Genomic DNA, 16,595 nt, shown 5'->3' with positions numbered 1-16,595 from the left:
GATCATCCGCTTGTCCGGGAAACCCGGTGAAATCCCCCGAAATCCTTCGGGGTCTTGTGGAACGACCGCTGCCGACCTGACACGATGGAACCCGACACCGGGGGTTGCACGTTGCCAGGTCGACGGCCAGCGGTGACAACACCGGACAGTAAGCCCGTGGGACGTGGAGAAGGCAGGCGGAAAGATGGCCAACCCTTTCGTGAAGGCATGGAAGTACCTGATGGCGGCGTTCTCGGCGAAGGTCGACGAGAACGCCGATCCGAAGGTGCAGATCCAGCAGGCCATCGAGGAGGCGCAGCGCAACCACCAGCAGCTGTCGCAGCAGGCGGCCTCGGTGATCGGTAATCAGCGGCAGCTGGAGATGAAGCTGAACCGCCAGCTGGGCGAGGTGGAGAAGCTGCAGTCGTCGACGCGGCAGGCACTGACGCTGGCCGAGGAGGCCCGCGCCCGCGGCGACGAGCAGAAGGCCCAGGAGTACGAGACGGCCGCGGAGGGTTTCGCCGCCCAGCTCGTCACCGCCGAGCAGAGCATCGAGGACCTCAAGACGCTGCACGACCAGGCGCTGCAGGCCGCCGACCAGGCCAAGCAGGCTGTGGAGCGCAACGCGAGCATGCTGCAGCAGAAGCTCGCCGAGCGGACCAAGCTGATGTCGCAGCTGGAGCAGGCCAAGATGCAGGAGCAGGTCTCCGCGTCCCTGAATCAGATGACCGAACTGGCCGCCCCGGGCAACACCCCGTCGCTGGAAGAGGTCCGCGACAAGATCGAGAAGCGCTACACCACGGCCGTGGGGTCCGCGGAACTGGCGCAGAACTCGGTGCAGGGCCGCATGATGGAGGTCCAGCACTCGACCACGCAGCTCGCCGGGCACAACCGGCTCGAGCAGATCCGCGCCTCGATGTCTGGCGGGTCCGTGGCAGGAGAGGTGACCGACGGTTCGACCGGGTCCGGTACCTCGTCGGCGGGTGCGACGCAGCCCGCCGCCTCGCCGGACATTCAGCAGGAGATCCAGCAGCGCGTGCAGGCCGAACAGCAGAAGAACCAGGCCTGACACGGCCGGGTCGGGCCGGTTCACGAACGTCCGGGAGGCGGTCATGGCGGGGAAGCCGGGCAGGCGGGATTTCAGCGAGCTGACGGCGAAACTCGGTAAGCACGTCGAACGTCTGCCCGACTACGCGCAGAAGGCCCAGGAGAAGGTCCAGAAGTACCTGCCGCCCGAGGACCAGCGGTCGGCCGACGGCCGGGACCGGACGTCGGAGCCCGGCGGCGAGACGACCGCCGGGTCCGACGGCCCCCGCACCGGTCATCGGCCGGCGCCGCGGCCCAAGGTGGACCTCACGGTCGTGACCGACGTCCGCGACAAACTCGCCGCGTGGAACTCGCCCGAGGCGAAACACGCGCGCCGGGTGCGCTGGACGCGGCGTGCTTTCACTCTGTGGGCAGTTCTGACGCTCCTGGCGGTGCTGTGGGCCGTCGCCGGGTACTTCGGTGTGATCGGGGTGTACGAGGGCGTCGAAGGCGCGCTGACCGGCGCTGCGGGCACCGTCGTGTTCGGTGCGCTGGCCGTGTCGTCCGGTACGAAGCTGCGACGGCTGGGGCGGGCCGAGCCGCCGAAGCCCGATCCCTCGTCGACGTTGCCGCCCGCGAACTCGGCCGCCCGGGCGCCGATGGAGAAGCTCGTCGACAGTGAACGCACCCTGACCGACCTGCTCGACCAGCTGGCCACCCCGCAGCACGGTGCGCCGTCGGGGGCGACCGGGTTCGACGTCGAAGACGCCAGGGCAACGGCGATGGACGCCTCGGCGGCCCTGCGTGGGCTCGCGGCGCGGCTCGAGTCGATCGAGCGGGCCCGGGACGCTGCGCCCGCGCGCGAGCGTGCCGGGCTGGACTCGGCCGTCACCGCACTGCGGGAGCAGCTCGAGGAGGGACTCGAAGGCTACGGCACGCTCGTCGCTGCGGCGGGCCGCGCGGTCGCCGCGAGCAGCGACGGCGCGACCCCGGCGAAGGAGGCGCTCACCGACGCCACCGACCGGCTCGCCGGACTGGCCGTCGCGCTGCGCGAACTGTCCTGAGACGGGCGTCCTCGTGAGGGCGCTGACCGTCGTGAGGGCGCTGTCGTTGTTGTGGGGCGCTGTCTTGAGCTCGTTCAGTACGCGGCGGGCCACCGTGCCCGTTCGGCGGCGAGGCTGCGGTTGATGTCCCGCACGACCGACGGGCCGTGCAGCGCGAACGCGGTGTACAGCTGTACCAGCGCTGCGCCGGCGTCGAGCATCGCCTCGGCGTCGGCGGGCCCGCCGATCCCACCGACGCCGATGATCGGCAGCGCGCCCGCGGTGCGGGTGTGCACGAAGCGCACCACGTCCCGGGCGCGGCGGGTGAGCGGCCTGCCCGAGAGCCCGCCGGCTTCGGACGCCGCGGCGGCGTCGGACGTCGCCAGGCCGTCACGGGCGAGCGTGGTGTTGGTGGCGATGACCCCGGCGACGTCGTGGTCGGTGCACACCTGCAGCAGCTCGCCCAATGCGTCGTCGGTCAGGTCGGGCGCGACCTTCACCAGCAACGGTGTCGTGGGTGCGAGGTCGCGCAGCGCGGTGAGGATCTCGCTGAGGGAGTCGCGATCCTGCAGGGTGCGCAGTCCCGGAGTGTTGGGGGAGCTGACGTTGATCGCGACGTAGTCGGCGAACGGGTGCAGGGCGCGCAGGGACGTCTCGTAGTCGGCGACGGCCTCGTCGATCGGCGTGGCCTTCGACTTGCCGATGCTGATGCCCAGCGGAACGTCCGGCGTGCCGTCGCGGGTGAGTCGGGCCGCGAGGGCGTCGGCGCCGGCGTTGTTGAAGCCCATGCGGTTGATCACTGCGTCACTGTCGGGCAGGGCGAACAGCCGGGGACGTGGATTGCCGGGCTGTTCACGGGCGGTGACGGTGCCGACCTCGATGAACGAGAATCCGAGGCTGGGCCATGCGTGCAGGGCGCGGCCGTCCTTGTCCATGCCTGCGGCCAGGCCCACCCGGCCGGGGAACCGGACTCCGAACGCGGTGACGGGGTCCGCGGCGGCGTAGGTGCGCCGCAGCGCCGCCCGGGCCGGTGCGGGCGCGGCGCTCAGCGATCCGAGCGCGCGGACGGTGCGTTCGTGGACCCGCTCGGCGTCACCGCCGTGCAGTCGGTACAACGCGGGGCGGAGCAGACTGTCGAAGAGCACGGCTGCTTATGGTGCCGTATGTGCGCTCCGGCCGCCGGTACCGGCCCCGGGGCCATACCGGAGCGACGGAGCCGAGGGAGCGCAGGGAACCGCTCGAGCGATGTGACCGGAGCGGAGCCTGGATGAGGGAAACCCCCGATGCGACTCCCGGACGTCGTCAGCCGTCCGGGCCCGTGGTGGACCGGTCCTCGGGAGCATCGGGGGTCGGTGACCGCCTGGTATTCGCCGGGCGGCACGCGGTGGTCCGCATACCGTCCTAGCGGACGGCCACCTCACGAGTCCTGTAGCTGTTCACTGCTGGACCACCTCCTTTCTCGTGTACCCGCCACGCTAGGCGCGTCCGGCCGCCCCCGGCAACGTGTTTTTCCGCGCGGTGTGTCCCGGCTCGCACGTGCGCAGCATGCGTGGATGCCGGGCCGCCGCGGCGGGGCCGCCGGAGGCCCGCGGTCAGCGTTCCGGTGCCGGGCCGTGCTGGCATCGTGGGCAGAACCACGTCGGCCTGCTCTCGGCGCCCGGTCCTTGCGCGGCCACGCGCACCGGCCCGCCGCAGCGGAAGCAGCCGAGCCGGGTGCGGTCGTACACCCAGGTTCTCCTGTCACGGGCGAGTTCGCCCGTGGTGCTCTGCTCCCAGCGCTGCGCATTGGCGCGCAGTAGCCTCCGTGCGAGGTCGACCACACTCGCTGTGTCCACGTCGGACACCGCGGTCCAGGGCGTGACGCCGGTGAGGAAACAGATCTCCACCTTGTACAGGTTCCCGATGCCCGCCAGCGCGGTCTGATCGAGCAGCGCGGTGCCGAGCTCGCGGCCCGGATCGGCCGCCAGTGCGGCGGCGGCGCGTGCCGCGTGTGCATCGGTCCACTCCGGATCGAGCAGATCCGGGCCCAGGTGGCCGATTCGCCGGTGTTCATCCGATGTGGACAGAAGTGCCAGGTCGTGCACGCGGACACCGACGGCCGTGGCGTCTCCGGCGGTCAGCACGACCCGTATCTGATGGGCGGGCGCTCCCCGGCGACCGCCGGTCCGCAGCGTGCGCCAGGCGCCGTCCATCCGCAGGTGGCTGTGCAGGCTCAGCTCGCGCTCCGGGTCGCCGCTCCCGCCGCGGGGAGGCGATCGGTCACGGCCGCCGCGGAAACGGAAGAACAGATGCTTGCCCACCGTGCGCACGCCGGCGAACTCGGCTCCGGTGAGGTCGACGGTCGCCAGTGACGGCACGCGGAAGTCCGTCGCCGTCAGCGTCCGCCCGCTCAGCGCCCGGTCGACGAGCCTGCCGGTGAGGAAGACGGTGTCGCCCTCGGGCACGGATCACGCCGAGTCGGGCTGTGCGGACGGGTCGTCGGGCTCACCCGGCAGCCGATGCCGCCCGGCACGGCTGGAGCGCAGGATCTTCGCGAGCACCATGTTGAACGTCAACCCGATCTCGTGGGCCCCGGGCGACTTCCACTCGTGGATGGGCAGGCACGCGCCCTGTGCCTGCTGGACGGCGAGCCGGTCGGGGATGGCCGTGGGCATGACCGCCCTGCCGAACGTCTGGCGCAGCTCCTCGACCCGGTAGTGGTGCTCGTACGAGCGCGGGCGCATCCGGTTGACCAGCACGCCGGCCGACTGCAGCCGCGGATTGGGCCCCTGCCGCACCGCCTCGATCGCCTCGAACGCGCGCTCGGCCCCCGACACGGCGTACATCGTCGGTTCGGTGACCAGTAACGCGGTGTCGGCGGCGAGCAGCGCCGACCGGGTCAGCCTGCCCAGTGACGGTGGGCAGTCCAGGATCGCCACCTCGTACGGCCGGTCGCCCTGTCCTCGTGCGCCGTGTCCGCGTGCGCGCAGTGCCTCGAGCGCGCGTGCGAGGTTGTCGAGCCGTCTGCCGTCCGGGCCGGGCTCGTTGAGCAGTTCCAGGTCCTCGGAACTGACGAGGACGTCCAGTTCGGGGCTCCAGCCGCTGGGGGCGAGTGCGTCGGCGATGACCGCCTCGCGAGGGGTGTCCAGTACGGCGGTGAGTGAGGACGTCGTCATCGGCGGATTGAGTGTGGCCGTGGCGTTGCCCTGCGGGTCCAGGTCGGCGACCAGCGTGCGGGCGCCCCGGCGCAGCGCGGCGGAGGCCAGCCCGAGGGCGACCGTCGTCTTGCCCACGCCTCCCTTGAGACTCAGTACCGCGACCGTATGCACGCCGCACAGCGTATCGGCTCGCGGAGTGTCACGGGGTGGTGCCGCGTTCACGGGGGAGATCGCTCACTCGGGTGGTGGCGTGATCCGCGACGTCGCCGTCGGCGTGTCCGGGCGCCGGGCGCGCGGGCGCGGGGAGGCGTGACTACGCTGGGCGCCCATGCGAACGGAGTACGCGGCCGGCCACGGGTCCCCGGCCGTACGGCGAGTGCTGTCGGACGAGCTGGCACAGGCCCGCGAGCGCAGGTCCGGCAGGCCACGGGTGATCGACGTCGGTGGCGGTACCGGCGGCTGGGCGGTCCCGCTGGCGGGACAGGGGTGCGACGTGACGGTCGTCGAGCCCAGTCCGGACGCCGTCGCCACGCTCCGTCGCCGCGCCCACGAGGTGGGTGCGGACGAGCGGATCACGGTGGTGGCCGACGACGTCGACGCGCTCGCCCGCCACGTTCCGGAGGGCTCGGCGGACCTGGTGCTCGCCCACGGACTGCTCGAGGTCGTGGACGACCCGGCCGCCGCAGTGCGTGCGTTCGCCGCGGTGACCGCGCCCGGCGGCGCGGTGTCGGTGCTCGTCGCGAACCGGCACGCCGCCGTGCTGCAGCGCGCGTTGGCGGGCAAGTTGTCCGAGGCCACGGCGCTGCTCACGGCGCCGGAGGGCGTGCTGTCGGGGGATTCGGAGACGGTGCTGCGCCGGTTCGACACCTCCGGTCTCGAACTGCTGCTCGGTGGTGCGGGACTGGCGGTGTCGCTGATGCAGGGCGACGGCGTGGTCGCGGACGTGGCCCACCAGCTCGACGCGGGAGCCGACGGCGCGGACGCCGAATGGGAACGCGAGGTCACCGAGTTCGAGGACCGGGCTGCCGTGACGCCGCCGCTGCGGGACATCGCGAGCAGGCTGCACGTGCTGGCGCGCCGCCCCGCCTGAGGCCTCGGGCGCCCGGCCGGTGCCCCGTGATCGTCGGTGGTGGCCGCTACTCTGGCGCCGTGGGACGTAATGCGCAGCTGCCCGGCGGGCACGAGCGGTTCCTGGTGCGTACCGGTGCCCCGCGGGCGGAGGTGCCCGACGACTCGGGATGCGGTGTGCTGCACGTCGACATGGACGCCTTCTACGCGGCCGTCGAGTTGCGCACCCGCCCGGAGCTCGTCGGCAGGCCGGTGGTCGTGGCGGGTGCGGGACCGCGGTCCGTGGTGTTGTCGGCGACGTACGAGGCGCGGCGCTACGGCGTGCGGTCGGCGATGCCCGCGGCGACCGCACGGAAGCTGTGCCCCGACGCGGTGTGGCTGCCGCCCAGCCGTGACGCCTACCGGGAGGTCTCCGACGGGGTCATGGCCCTGTTCCGCGACATCACGCCGCTGGTGGAGCCGCTGAGCCTCGACGAGGCGTTCCTGGACGTCAGCGGGGCGTTGCGCAGGTTGTCCGCGACGCCCGCCGACATCGGCGTGCGGATCCGCGAACGGGTGGCCGCCGATCACGGCATCACCTGCTCGGTCGGCGTCGGCAGGGCGAAGTTCGTCGCCAAGCTCGCCTCCGGGATGGCCAAGCCGGACGGTATGGTCGTCGTCCCGGCCGCCCAGACGCTGTCGTTCCTGCACCCGTTGCCGGTGTCGGCGCTGTGGGGCGTGGGCAAGCGCACCGAGGACGCGCTCCGCAGTCACGGCTACGCCACGATCGCGGACGTCGCCGCGGCCCCGGTCGACCGTCTCCGCCGCAGTGTCGGCGCCGCGGCGGGGGAACACCTGCACGCATTGGCCCACGGCCACGACGACCGCCACGTCGTGCCGGAGTCGGAGGAGAAGTCGGTGGGTGCCGAGCACACCTTCGACGCCGACGTCCAGGACCGCGGCGCGTGCGAACGCGAGCTGCTGCGACTGGCCCAGCGGGTCGCAGCGACCCTGCGCCGGAAAGCCCTGAAAGGCAGGACCGTGTCGATCAAGGTGCGGTTCTCCGACTTCCGAACGATCACCCGCGCACGCACGCTGTCCGCCGCCACCGACGTCGCCCACGAGGTCCACGCCACCGCGACCGAACTGTTCCGCGAGGCCGCCTCCGGTGCGGCCGTGCGCCTCGTGGGCGTGCGCGTGGAAGGTCTGACGGCCGGTGACGCCGCAGAACAGCTCACCTTCGATGCACCGGAGCCCCGGTGGCGGGACGCGGAGGTCGCCGCCGACGACGCGCGTTCCCGATTCGGTGCCGCGGCCGTGCGGCCGGCGTCGTTGTTGTCACCCGATGAGAGGTGACGTCCGTCGCGTTCCGTGCCCGCTCGCGCACCGCCGGACGTCGCCGCTGGAAACACTGCCGCCGGAAGGGGAGATCGGGTAGTCGCCGACGCGCGGTGCTCGTATCCTGGAGTCCGACACCCCGACCGGGGCTGTCAGGGTCCACGATGAAATGCGGTCCGGTGCCGCCAGGTGGCGCCGGGAAGCGCTGTGCCGGAGGAGGAAAGATGCCACTCTCCGAGCATGAGCAGCGGCTGCTCGACCAGATCGAGCGCGAGCTCTATGCCGAGGACCCCAAGTTCGCATCGTCGGTACGCGGCGCGAAGGTACGTCGCCCGAAGCGTGGCAGGCGCCTGCAGGGTGCCGCGCTGTTCGTGCTGGGCATCGGCCTGCTCGTGCTCGGCGTCGTCGTGCCGGTGCGGGTCGCCGAGATCCCGCTGATCAGCGTGTTCGGCTTCCTGGCGATGTTCTTGGGGGTGGTGCTCGTCGTCACTGCCATGCGAGCAGGTGGGGAGCCGGAGGAGGAATCCGGTAGCGGTTCCGGGGATTCCGGCGGCGGCTCGTCCGGCGGCGCCGGACAGCGCCGGCGCAGTCCGTTCTCCCAGCGGATGGAGGACCGGCTCCGCCAGAGGTTCGACGACAGATGACGACGCCCGGCCGGTCCGCGCCGCGGCACCGGGCCCCGTGACCCCGGATCCCGCGGCACGGTGTTCCGCAGCGGCGTGATCCGGCGTCAGTGGTCATCGCACGATTCTGCTCGAGCAGGGCTCCCGTACGCGGAGCCCTGCTCGAGTCGTGTCCGGCCGTGTCCGGTCCCCGTTGACGGGGTGGCCGCCACTGGGGTGGACGCCGCCGGGGTGGATGCCGCCGAGCGGCGGTGCCGGGGTCGTGCGCGGGGCGCTCGGCGTGCCCGCGACGCGGGTTCAGTGCTCGCGACGGCGCAGCAGTGACCGCGGCAGGATGCGTCGCCGCCAGGACAACGGTGCGCAGCGTGCGAAGCTCTCGCGCAGTCCCGCGAGGGCGCGTTGCAGTTCCGACTGGGCTGACTCGGAGGGCTGGCCAGACTGGGAGGGCTGGGGAGACTCGGGGCGGCTCAGTGACGCGCCGGCCGCACCTGCCGGGCTGTACCACGCCCGTTCCACGACGGTGACGATCGTGTGCAGGTCGCGGCGGCCCGCGTCGTCGAGGCCGAGGCGGTCGCCGACGGTCTCCGCCGACTGCCTGAGTGTCGCCGTCGCCGGCAGGTCGAGGCCCCGGTCGGCGCATTCGGCGAGCACTTCGCGCCAGGCGGCGTCCGGCGACCCGTCGGTGAGGCGGGACACCTCGGCGATTCTGCGCTCGCGGATCAGCTCGCGGGTACACGCGGGCCCCACGAGGCAGGCGACGAGCAGGAACACGCAGAGTGCGACGGCCCAGTGCACGAGCCATGCTGCCAGTGCCACCGCGACGAGCCAGCTGCCGACGACGGCCGCGATCGCCGCGCCGGGAGCGGCGCGGCCGGTGGTGAGGCGTCGGCCGAGTGCCAGGACGCCTGCGGTCGTCACCGCCAGCAGGGCGCCTGCCAGCCAGCCGGGCCATTGCGGTGGTGGCCCGGCCTGCTCGTCGTTCTGCGCCTGCTGATCGGGCCCGGCGGCGGGCTGCGACGGCTCCGGGGACGCGGGCGACGAGCTCTCCGGGGCCTGCGACGACCCGGTCGGCTCGTCGGGTGCCGAGTTCTCCCCGGTGTCCAGGTAGTCGGGTGTGTACCCGCGGCCGTTGGTGAGTGGGGTCGGGTCGAACGTGACCCAGCCGAGGTCGTCGCCGAAGTACACCTCGACCCATGCGTGTGCGTCCTCCGACGTCAGGACCCGGGTGCCCCGGCCGTCGGTGGTGCCCCGCGTGAAGCCGACGGCCACTCGGGACGGCACGTCGAGGGAGCGGAGCATGACCGCCATGGCGGAGGCGTACTGCTCGCAGAATCCGCGCTTGCCGCGTAGGACGAAGTCGGCGAGCGCGTCGGGGTCCGAGGCCGGTGCGGTCTCGGTGTCGTAGACGAATCCGTTGGACGGGTCGGTGAAGTACCGCCAGATGGCCCTGGCCTTGCCGAACGTCGTCGGCTCGTCGGCGGTGAGGTCGCGCGCGAGGGCACGTACGCGCGGATCGACCTGAGGGACCTCCTGGTACCGGGGGTCGGGGCCGGTGACGGTGCCCGCCGCACGGAGCCGGTCACGGGTCGGTTCGGCCAGCGACGTCGTCATCGTGTAGGTGCGTGGCCTGCGCCGGTCCTCGCTGTAGACCGACCCACTGGTGCGGTCGTAATACCAGTCGCCCGGGGGCGGGTCGATGCTGCGGATCTTGCCGTAGGTCGGCAGCCAGACGTCGGTCCAGTTGACGGGTGTCACGCGGACGGTGCGGGACTCACCGGCGACCGTGTCGCCCGGTGCGGTCGGCAGGGGGCCGTCGGCGGGTCGGCCCGCGGGCATCCTGCGGCCGTCCGGCAGTCCCCAGCCCTGCCCGGGGATGTAGCGGGACAGGGTGAAGGCGCGCATCAGGGGTGCGTTGTCGCCGAGGCCGTCGACCTCGAACATCCGGGTGGGGGAGCGGTCGCCGAGCATGCCGCGCAGCGACGTGAACGGTTCCACGCCGAGTCCGCCGGGCGCCGCCTGCTCCTCGGAGTCCGATCCGGGAAGGCTGCCCTCGGTGCCGACGACAGTCAGCGTCGCGCCCGCGACCAGGCCTGCGACGACGGCGGTGACGACGAGTGCCGACGGGGCGGTCATCGCGCTCACGCCGGCGCCCGATCCGCGTGCCGGCGCCCGGGTACGCCACACGCGGTCGCGGTGCCGGTGGCTGCCGTCCACGGCGAGCAGCGCGGCGTAGGCGACGACCCCGAGCGCGAACGTCCACCACGGCAGCAGCTCCGAGGTGAGCGCGGACGGTACGGCGTGGACACACAGCAGGAGCAGGCCTGTCGCGGCCGGCGCGGCGGCGGTCACGGCCAGCAGGTCGACCACGAGCGCCACGAGACCGACACTGATCATGATCAGGCAGCGGATGCCGTCACTGGCGCCCACCGGGGGAAGTCCGGTGCGGATGTCGGAGAACCCGGCGGTGAGCACCTGATGCAGCTCGCCGAACGCTTGGGGCCCCGGCAGCAGCCCGAGTACCCCGCCGGTGGTGAACGATCCGGTGACGAGTACGAGCAGCGCCAGCAGCTGCGCGGCGCCGACGAGGAACGGGTGCAGCCGCACGGCGCGCGCGGCGATGCCGGTGCCCGCGATGAGCAGGGCGGCCGCCGCGACGTCACCGAACCAGGACCATCCCTGCACGACGCCGGTGAGCGCGGTGGAGACGGCGATCGTCGCGAGCGCGGCCATGAGCGGGCCGATGATCCCGTGCAGCGTGAGCCGTGGCCGCCGTCGCGGCGGCGAGGGGGCGGCCGGCGGTGCGGCCGGGGGTGCGGGCGCGTTCACCGGAAATCACCCGTCTGCAGCGGGCTGGTCGTGGTGGCGCGGCACAGCTCCGCCCAGATGTCGGCGACGCCTGCGTCCCTGCCCGCGACGACGACCCGCCAGCCCGCGGCCCGGAGCAGTGCCGCCGTGTCGGCGACCGTTGCGGCCGGTTCCTGCCACGACGCGTCCTGCCACGACGCGGTGTCCAGCAGCACCGCGAGGCTGGGTGCGCCGCGGGGGCGGGTGTGGGTCAGCTCCGCAACCCCCTGGGCGCCGACCGTGCCCAGGACGGCGATCAGCTCGTGGCCCTGGGCGTGCGCCGGTCCCGACGACACGGTCAGATCCCGTTCGTGCGCGGGCTGCAGAGCGGCGAGCGCGTCGAGGACGACCCCGCCGCCCGCGTGGCCGGCTCCGTCGGGGATGTCGGCCAGGACGTGGCCGCGTTCGTCGGCCAGTCGCACCGGGCTGCCGGAACCGCTCAGGTGCACGCACGCGCTGGCGGCGAACTCGACCGCCCACTCGAGGCTGCCGTCGGGACGGCCGACGCCGTGGTGCGCGGCGGCGCGCCGGTCGAGCAGCACCGTCGTCCCGCCTCGCCAGGGCCGTTCCTCGACCCGGACCATGATCTCGTCGCGTCGCGCCGTCGAACGCCAGTGGACCTTCCGCATGTCGTCGCCGGTTCGGTACTGACGCACCATCACGTCCGGATCGCCCTGACCCGCGTGGTGACGGACGTCGCCGCTGTCGACCCCGCCGGTGCCCGCGCCGCCGGGACGGCCGCGCAGCGGGGTTACGCGCGGCACGACCACTACGCCTGACGGCGGGACGAGGTCTCGGTCGACCTCGCAGAGCCCGAACGGGTCGGTGATGGTCGCGCGCAACGTGCCGATGCGGTGGACGCCGCGCATGCCGGGCCGGATCGGGTAGCGCAGTGTGACGGGGTGGTGGGGAAGCCGCTCCACCACGAAGCGCGGCCGCGGGCCGAGCGGGTGCGGCAGCCGGTCCTCGAGCAGGATCTCCCCCGCGGGGAGCCGGCCGGTGCGCCACAGGTCCAGGCGTACGTCGCCGTCACCGCCCGCGGGCACGCGTTCGGGTGTGATGATGCGGCGAGCGCCGATGCGGACCTTCGACACCGCGGCGAGTGCCGCGGCCAGCAGAGGCAGTGCCACGACGAAGGCCGCGACCCGCAGCAGGCCGCGTTCGTCGAGAACGACGGCACAGGCCGCGGCTGCGACGCCCGCTGCGAGCAGGCAACGGCCACGGGTGGTCAGACCCGACAGGGCCCGCAGGAGGGCCGGTCGGCGGCGTGACTCCGCCGGAGGGCGGGTCTGCTCGGGGGCCGCGTGCGGTGCCGGGACACCGGCCGCGTAGCTGGTCATGGTCGATCCGTGCTCAGTAGCCGTACGGGCCGCCGTGGCCGTCCGGGGCGCCGGGACGGCCTGCGCCGCCGGGCTGCCCCCGGTGACCGCCGTGACCGTTGCTCGTGTGCGGGGGCGCGGGATGGCCGCCTGCCGCGGGTGCCGGTGCTCCTGCGCCGGCACTGCCTGTGGGAGCGGCGCGCTGCGGAACCGGAACCCGCTGCAGGACGGCGTGGACGACGTCCGAGGCAGAGCGGCGGGCGGCGAGTGCCTCGGTGGTGAGGACGAGCCGGTGCGCGAGCACCGGCACGGCGACCGCGTGCAGATCGTCGGGTACGACGAACTCGCGTCCGGAGAGTGCGGCCTGGGCGCGGGCGGCGCGGATCAGCTGCAACGTCGCGCGGGGAGAGGCGCCGAGTCGCAGTTCCGGCAGTTGGCGCGTGGCCGACACCAGGTCGACCGCGTACTGCCGTACCTCGTGCGCCACGTGCAGCTGCTGGACGGCGCGGGCGAGCCGGTGCACGGTCTCGCCGTCCGACACCGGCATGAGGCCGTCGAGCGGGTTGTCTCCCGCGTGCTCGTCCACCATCGCGAGTTCGGCCTGCGGGTCCGGGTAGCCGATCGAGACCCGCGCGGTGAAGCGGTCGCGCTGGGCCTCCGGCAGGGCGTACGTGCCCTCCATCTCCACCGGATTCTGGGTGGCGATCACCATGAACGGCGAGTCGAGGGGATACGTCGTGGTGTCGACGGTGACCTGCCGTTCCTCCATGCACTCCAGCAGCGCGGACTGCGTCTTGGGGGAGGCGCGGTTGATCTCGTCGCCGACGACGATGTTCGCGAACACCGGGCCGGGCCGGAACTCGAACGAGGCCTGCTGGCGGTTGTAGATCGACACGCCCGTGACGTCGCTGGGCATGAGGTCGGGTGTGAACTGGATGCGGCTCACGGTGCAGTCGATCGACCGGCCCAACGCCTTGGCGAGCGAGGTCTTGCCGACGCCGGGAACGTCCTCGACGAGCAGATGTCCCTCGGACAGCAGCGTGACGAGCGCGATGCGGACGACCTCGGGCTTGCCGACCAGCACCCGTTCCACGTTGGCCGCGATGCGCTGCGCCGTGTCGTGCAGGTCTCCGAGCCCGAGCTGTACGCCCGGACCGGCGGGGGTCGGGTACGCGGGGCGTTCACCGAAGTCCTCGGTGGTTGCGGCAGAGTGCCCTCTCGACGTCACGCGACCTCCACATTCCGTGCATGCGCCCTGCTCCAGGGTCCCACGGAGTGTGTCAAACACGGGCGAAACGTGGAGATTCACCCCGCGTGGTGAGACGGTGACAACGAGCACACGGGGCACGGGCCGTACGGCACGAACGAGGGCTGGACAGTGGCGCGTGGTCGCCTAGGATTGCGGCCTGGAATCGTCCGGTCACGGAGAGGCATGACGCGATGACGAGTGGTGCGCCCGCGCCCGTGACGGGCCCGGTCGACCTGCCTGCGGGCGCCTTCGCCGTCGCGCCCGACCTGGCCGAGGACGCGCTGCAGCGGATCGGTGAGCTGCAGGACGTGGTCGGCAGGCTCGTCAGGGAGGCGAAGGTCCTCGGCCGGTCGGTGCCGCTGGGCGACGGCTACGCCGGGGAGATCGGCGAGTTCATGGCCCGCTACGGCATCGACCCGGCCGGCGGCGGTGAACCGTCCTCGGGTGCCGTGTCGGATGCGCTCGTGGCGTTCGGCAGGGAGCTCGCGGAGCTGCGAAGCCGGATCAACGGCGCGCTCGAGCAGTACCGACAGCAGGACGAACAGGCCGAGGGCGAACTGAAGGGCGTCGATTGTCAGGGCGGGTGAACGGGCGGTTCCCGGGGTCGCGCGGCACGGGCTCCGCGGGTACCGGCCCCGGAGCGCGCGGTTCCGGCGCACATCGAGTCGGAGCACATGGGGTCGGAGCACATCGACTCGGATCGCGCGGGCTCGGATCGCATGGGGTCGAATCACCGCTGCGCGTGGCGCTCGTGACGGTGCTGTCGGCGGCGGGCCTGCTCGGCGCCTCCGCGTGTGGCGCGGCGGGCGGGGAGGCGGCGGGCCCAGGTGGTGCGTCCCCGGCCGCGTCGTCGGAGAACACGCCGTCGGAGAGTGCGGAGCCGTCGAGTGCGTCCCCGGCCGAGACCGATCCGTGCGCATGGCTGACTCCCGCCGAACGGTCGACCGCAGGGTTGGCCGTGCCGGGCGAGCGGCGGACCGTCGGTTCGGTCCCGGCGTGCGACTACACCGAACAGGGCGCCGGCGGGGTCACCGTCACGTTCGACACGACCTCCGCACTGGCCGACCTCCGGCCGGACGGGGAGGCTACGCCGCTGCGGATCGCGGGCCGCGAGGCACAGCGGGTGGCCGACCCGGTCGCCGACGACGGCACCTGCACGGTGCTGCTCGCCGCCGGGTCCACCTCGTCGGTCCACATCGATGTGTCCACGGCGGACTTCCGCGGCACCCGTGAGTCCTGCGAGCGCGCGTCCACCGTGGCGGAGCTGATCGCACCCGATCTGCCGGGGAGAACCGGATGAGCGAATCCCGACACGACGAATCCCGACACGGTGAACCATCGCACGGGACCGCGGCGGGCGGAGGCGGCGACGCCGGCGAGTCCCGGGTTCCCCAGCCGGACGTGCGGTACGAGTGGTACAGCCACGACCGGCTCAAGACCCTGGTCGATGCCGGCAACGACCCCGAGTCCGCGGGCGAGATCGGAGAGGGTTGGCGGAGTCTCGGCCGGACGTTGCAGCAGGCGAGCGAGCAGCTGGCGGCCTCGTCGGCGGCCTCCGAGGAGGCGTGGCAGGGCGAGGCGGGCCGGGCGTTGCGGGCCGCGCTGGACCGGGCCACGGCGTGGGCGGGCCAGGCGGCCGCGACCGCCGACGCGCTGGGCGGCGCCGTCTCGGCGCAGGCGGGCGCGGCGGCGCACGCGCGGTCGGCCATGCCGGATCCGGTGTCGTACGACCCGGGCGGGATGATCCGTGACGCCATGGGCGCCGGCGATCTCACAGCCCTCGCAGGTCTGACCGACGCGATGGCGCAGCGCCGCGCCGAGGCGGAGGAGGCCCGGCGCCGGGCCGTCGACGTGCTCCACGCGCGCGACCTCGCGCTGCGCGACGCCGCGGGGGTGCGGTCGTTCACCGTGCCGCCGCGGCTGGGCGGGCCGGCATGATCCGCCTCTCGGCGTCGGCGTTCGACGTCCTCTGGTCGGACCTCGACCTCGGCCCACCGCCCGCGGTGCTGGCCGTGCCGAGCGTGGGCAGCACCGCCGAGGAACGCGCGCGGATCCGGCAGGAGGTCTACGCCAATCTCGCCGACCGCGGCCTGTATCCCGGCGAGCTGGACGAGGCCCTGCGGGCCCGGCTGACCGGGATCGCCCGCGCCTCCGTGCTGATCGACTGCGAAGTGCTGTTCGACGCCGCCGACACCGACCCGTTGCGCGGCCTTGTCGCCGAGTCGGCGGGCGGCAGGGGAGTGCTGGCCGTGCAGCCGAACCGGACCATCGGCCTCGACACCGTGGGCGACGGCCGGGCCTGCGCCGAGGCGGCCGCCATCCTGCCCGAGGTCGACGCAGGTCCCGGACGGGGCGTGAGTCTGCCCTCGACAGCGCTCGACGCGGCGGCCGACCCCGTGTACGACGGCGGCAGCGGCTCGCGGTCACGCGACGACCAGGTGCGGGAGGTGCTGGCCGTTCAGGCGCGGCCGGTACTCGCCGCGGGGCAGTTCTCCGTGTACCGGCGCGAGGCCACCCGGCTCGTCCGGCAGGGCGGCCTGAGCTGGTTCCTCACCGACGTCGGCGCCTACACCGCCACCGTGGCGCCGCGTTCCGACGACGACTCCTGGCTGACGTTCGCGCCTGCCGACCGCGAACGGGTGGCGACCCGGCTCGCCGACCTCGTCGCGGAACAGACCACCCGAGCCGGGTCCGCGGCGGCCGCCGGCATCCGCTGACGGCCCGGGCCGGCCGCGCACCCCACCGGCTCGCTCGTCGAGCCTCTTCTCGGACGGCTCCACCCCACCTCCATCCCCACCTCCATCCCCCACCTCTGCCCCTCACCCCACACGGCCCCACTCACCGTGCCCCACGGGCCCGGCCACCCTTCCCCACGGCGCTGCCCACCGCCGCCCACCGGGCGTCCCGGTCCCCGGATTCGCCCAGTGAATCGGACCAAACCGGCGCCGGATATTCGTCTCCGCGGCGGTGACATCCCCCGGGGCGGCGAT

At 73.2% G+C, this 16,595-nt stretch carries 15 protein-coding genes; 9 read left to right on the top strand and 6 right to left on the bottom strand.

All coding sequences use genetic code 11. From position 1 onward, the window contains the following. Positions 1-184 precede the first annotated feature (184 nt). Both FHS23_RS11585 and pspM read left to right on the top strand, forming a co-directional pair. The gene (locus tag FHS23_RS11585) at positions 185-1,048 is read left to right on the top strand and encodes a PspA/IM30 family protein (RefSeq protein ID WP_183652988.1); all 864 of its coding nucleotides are present in this window, start codon (positions 185-187) and stop codon (positions 1,046-1,048) included. Between the two features lie 43 nt (positions 1,049-1,091). After that, the gene (gene pspM / locus FHS23_RS11580; RefSeq protein WP_183652984.1) at positions 1,092-2,069 is read left to right on the top strand and encodes a phage shock envelope stress response protein PspM; all 978 of its coding nucleotides are present in this window, start codon (positions 1,092-1,094) and stop codon (positions 2,067-2,069) included. A gap of 74 nt (positions 2,070-2,143) precedes the next feature. On the opposite strand, the gene FHS23_RS11575 is transcribed toward pspM, so the two are convergent. The 3 genes from FHS23_RS11575 to FHS23_RS11565 form a co-directional block, all read right to left on the bottom strand. Then, positions 2,144-3,193, bottom strand: coding sequence for a quinone-dependent dihydroorotate dehydrogenase (locus FHS23_RS11575; protein ID WP_183652981.1), 1,050 nt, complete (start codon positions 3,191-3,193; stop codon positions 2,144-2,146). A gap of 447 nt (positions 3,194-3,640) precedes the next feature. Beyond that, positions 3,641-4,492, bottom strand: coding sequence for a DNA-formamidopyrimidine glycosylase family protein (locus FHS23_RS11570; RefSeq protein WP_183652978.1), 852 nt, complete (start codon positions 4,490-4,492; stop codon positions 3,641-3,643). A gap of 3 nt (positions 4,493-4,495) precedes the next feature. Beyond that, positions 4,496-5,356, bottom strand: coding sequence for an AAA family ATPase (locus FHS23_RS11565; protein ID WP_183652975.1), 861 nt, complete (start codon positions 5,354-5,356; stop codon positions 4,496-4,498). Positions 5,357-5,513: 157 nt separating this feature from the next. Here FHS23_RS11565 and FHS23_RS11560 point away from each other — a divergent pair, with 157 nt between their 5' ends. The 3 genes from FHS23_RS11560 (at position 5,514) to FHS23_RS11550 (ending at position 8,214) form a co-directional block, all read left to right on the top strand. After that, positions 5,514-6,275: a class I SAM-dependent methyltransferase gene (locus tag FHS23_RS11560; protein ID WP_183652972.1), complete on the top strand. Its 762-nt coding sequence runs from the start codon at positions 5,514-5,516 to the stop codon at positions 6,273-6,275. Positions 6,276-6,334: 59 nt separating this feature from the next. Continuing rightward, a complete protein-coding gene (locus FHS23_RS11555; protein WP_183652969.1) occupies positions 6,335-7,588 on the top strand; it encodes a DNA polymerase IV in 1,254 nt (417 codons plus the stop codon). Positions 7,589-7,794: 206 nt separating this feature from the next. Next, positions 7,795-8,214, top strand: a complete 420-nt coding sequence (locus FHS23_RS11550) for a DUF3040 domain-containing protein (RefSeq protein ID WP_183652966.1) — start codon at positions 7,795-7,797, stop codon at positions 8,212-8,214. A gap of 276 nt (positions 8,215-8,490) precedes the next feature. On the opposite strand, the gene FHS23_RS11545 is transcribed toward FHS23_RS11550, so the two are convergent. From FHS23_RS11545 to FHS23_RS11535, 3 genes are read right to left on the bottom strand one after another with little or no spacing between them, the layout of a single operon-like run. Next, positions 8,491-11,019, bottom strand: a complete 2,529-nt coding sequence (locus tag FHS23_RS11545; RefSeq protein WP_343053838.1) for a transglutaminase TgpA family protein — start codon at positions 11,017-11,019, stop codon at positions 8,491-8,493. Further along, positions 11,016-12,377 carry a DUF58 domain-containing protein gene (locus tag FHS23_RS11540; RefSeq protein ID WP_183652963.1) on the bottom strand — a complete coding sequence of 454 codons (1,362 nt, stop codon included), beginning with the start codon at positions 12,375-12,377 and terminating at the stop codon, positions 11,016-11,018. The genes FHS23_RS11545 and FHS23_RS11540 overlap by 4 nt, the downstream gene beginning before the upstream one ends. Before the next feature lie 13 nt (positions 12,378-12,390). Further along, positions 12,391-13,584, bottom strand: coding sequence for an AAA family ATPase (locus tag FHS23_RS11535; RefSeq protein WP_183652960.1), 1,194 nt, complete (start codon positions 13,582-13,584; stop codon positions 12,391-12,393). A 212-nt stretch (positions 13,585-13,796) separates the two neighbouring features. On the opposite strand from FHS23_RS11535, the gene FHS23_RS11530 reads away from it, so the two are divergent. From FHS23_RS11530 to FHS23_RS11515, 4 genes are all read left to right on the top strand, one after another. After that, positions 13,797-14,192, top strand: a complete 396-nt coding sequence (locus tag FHS23_RS11530) for a hypothetical protein (protein ID WP_183652957.1) — start codon at positions 13,797-13,799, stop codon at positions 14,190-14,192. Positions 14,193-14,347: 155 nt separating this feature from the next. Then, positions 14,348-14,905, top strand: coding sequence for a DUF3558 family protein (locus FHS23_RS11525; RefSeq protein WP_343053837.1), 558 nt, complete (start codon positions 14,348-14,350; stop codon positions 14,903-14,905). Next, entirely contained in the window at positions 14,902-15,543 is a 642-nt protein-coding gene (locus FHS23_RS11520; RefSeq protein WP_246381938.1) for a PE-PGRS family protein, read from the top strand. Before FHS23_RS11525 ends, FHS23_RS11520 begins: the two co-directional genes overlap by 4 nt. Further along, complete coding sequence (locus tag FHS23_RS11515) at positions 15,540-16,322, top strand: ESX secretion-associated protein EspG (RefSeq protein WP_183652953.1); 783 nt, start codon at positions 15,540-15,542, stop codon at positions 16,320-16,322. The genes FHS23_RS11520 and FHS23_RS11515 overlap by 4 nt, the downstream gene beginning before the upstream one ends. Positions 16,323-16,595: the final 273 nt, after the last annotated feature.

Origin of the sequence: Prauserella isguenensis, from assembly GCF_014191605.1 — a bacterium.
GTDB lineage: Bacteria > Actinomycetota > Actinomycetes > Mycobacteriales > Pseudonocardiaceae > Prauserella > Prauserella isguenensis.
This window is presented reverse-complemented; position numbering and strand designations above follow the sequence as displayed.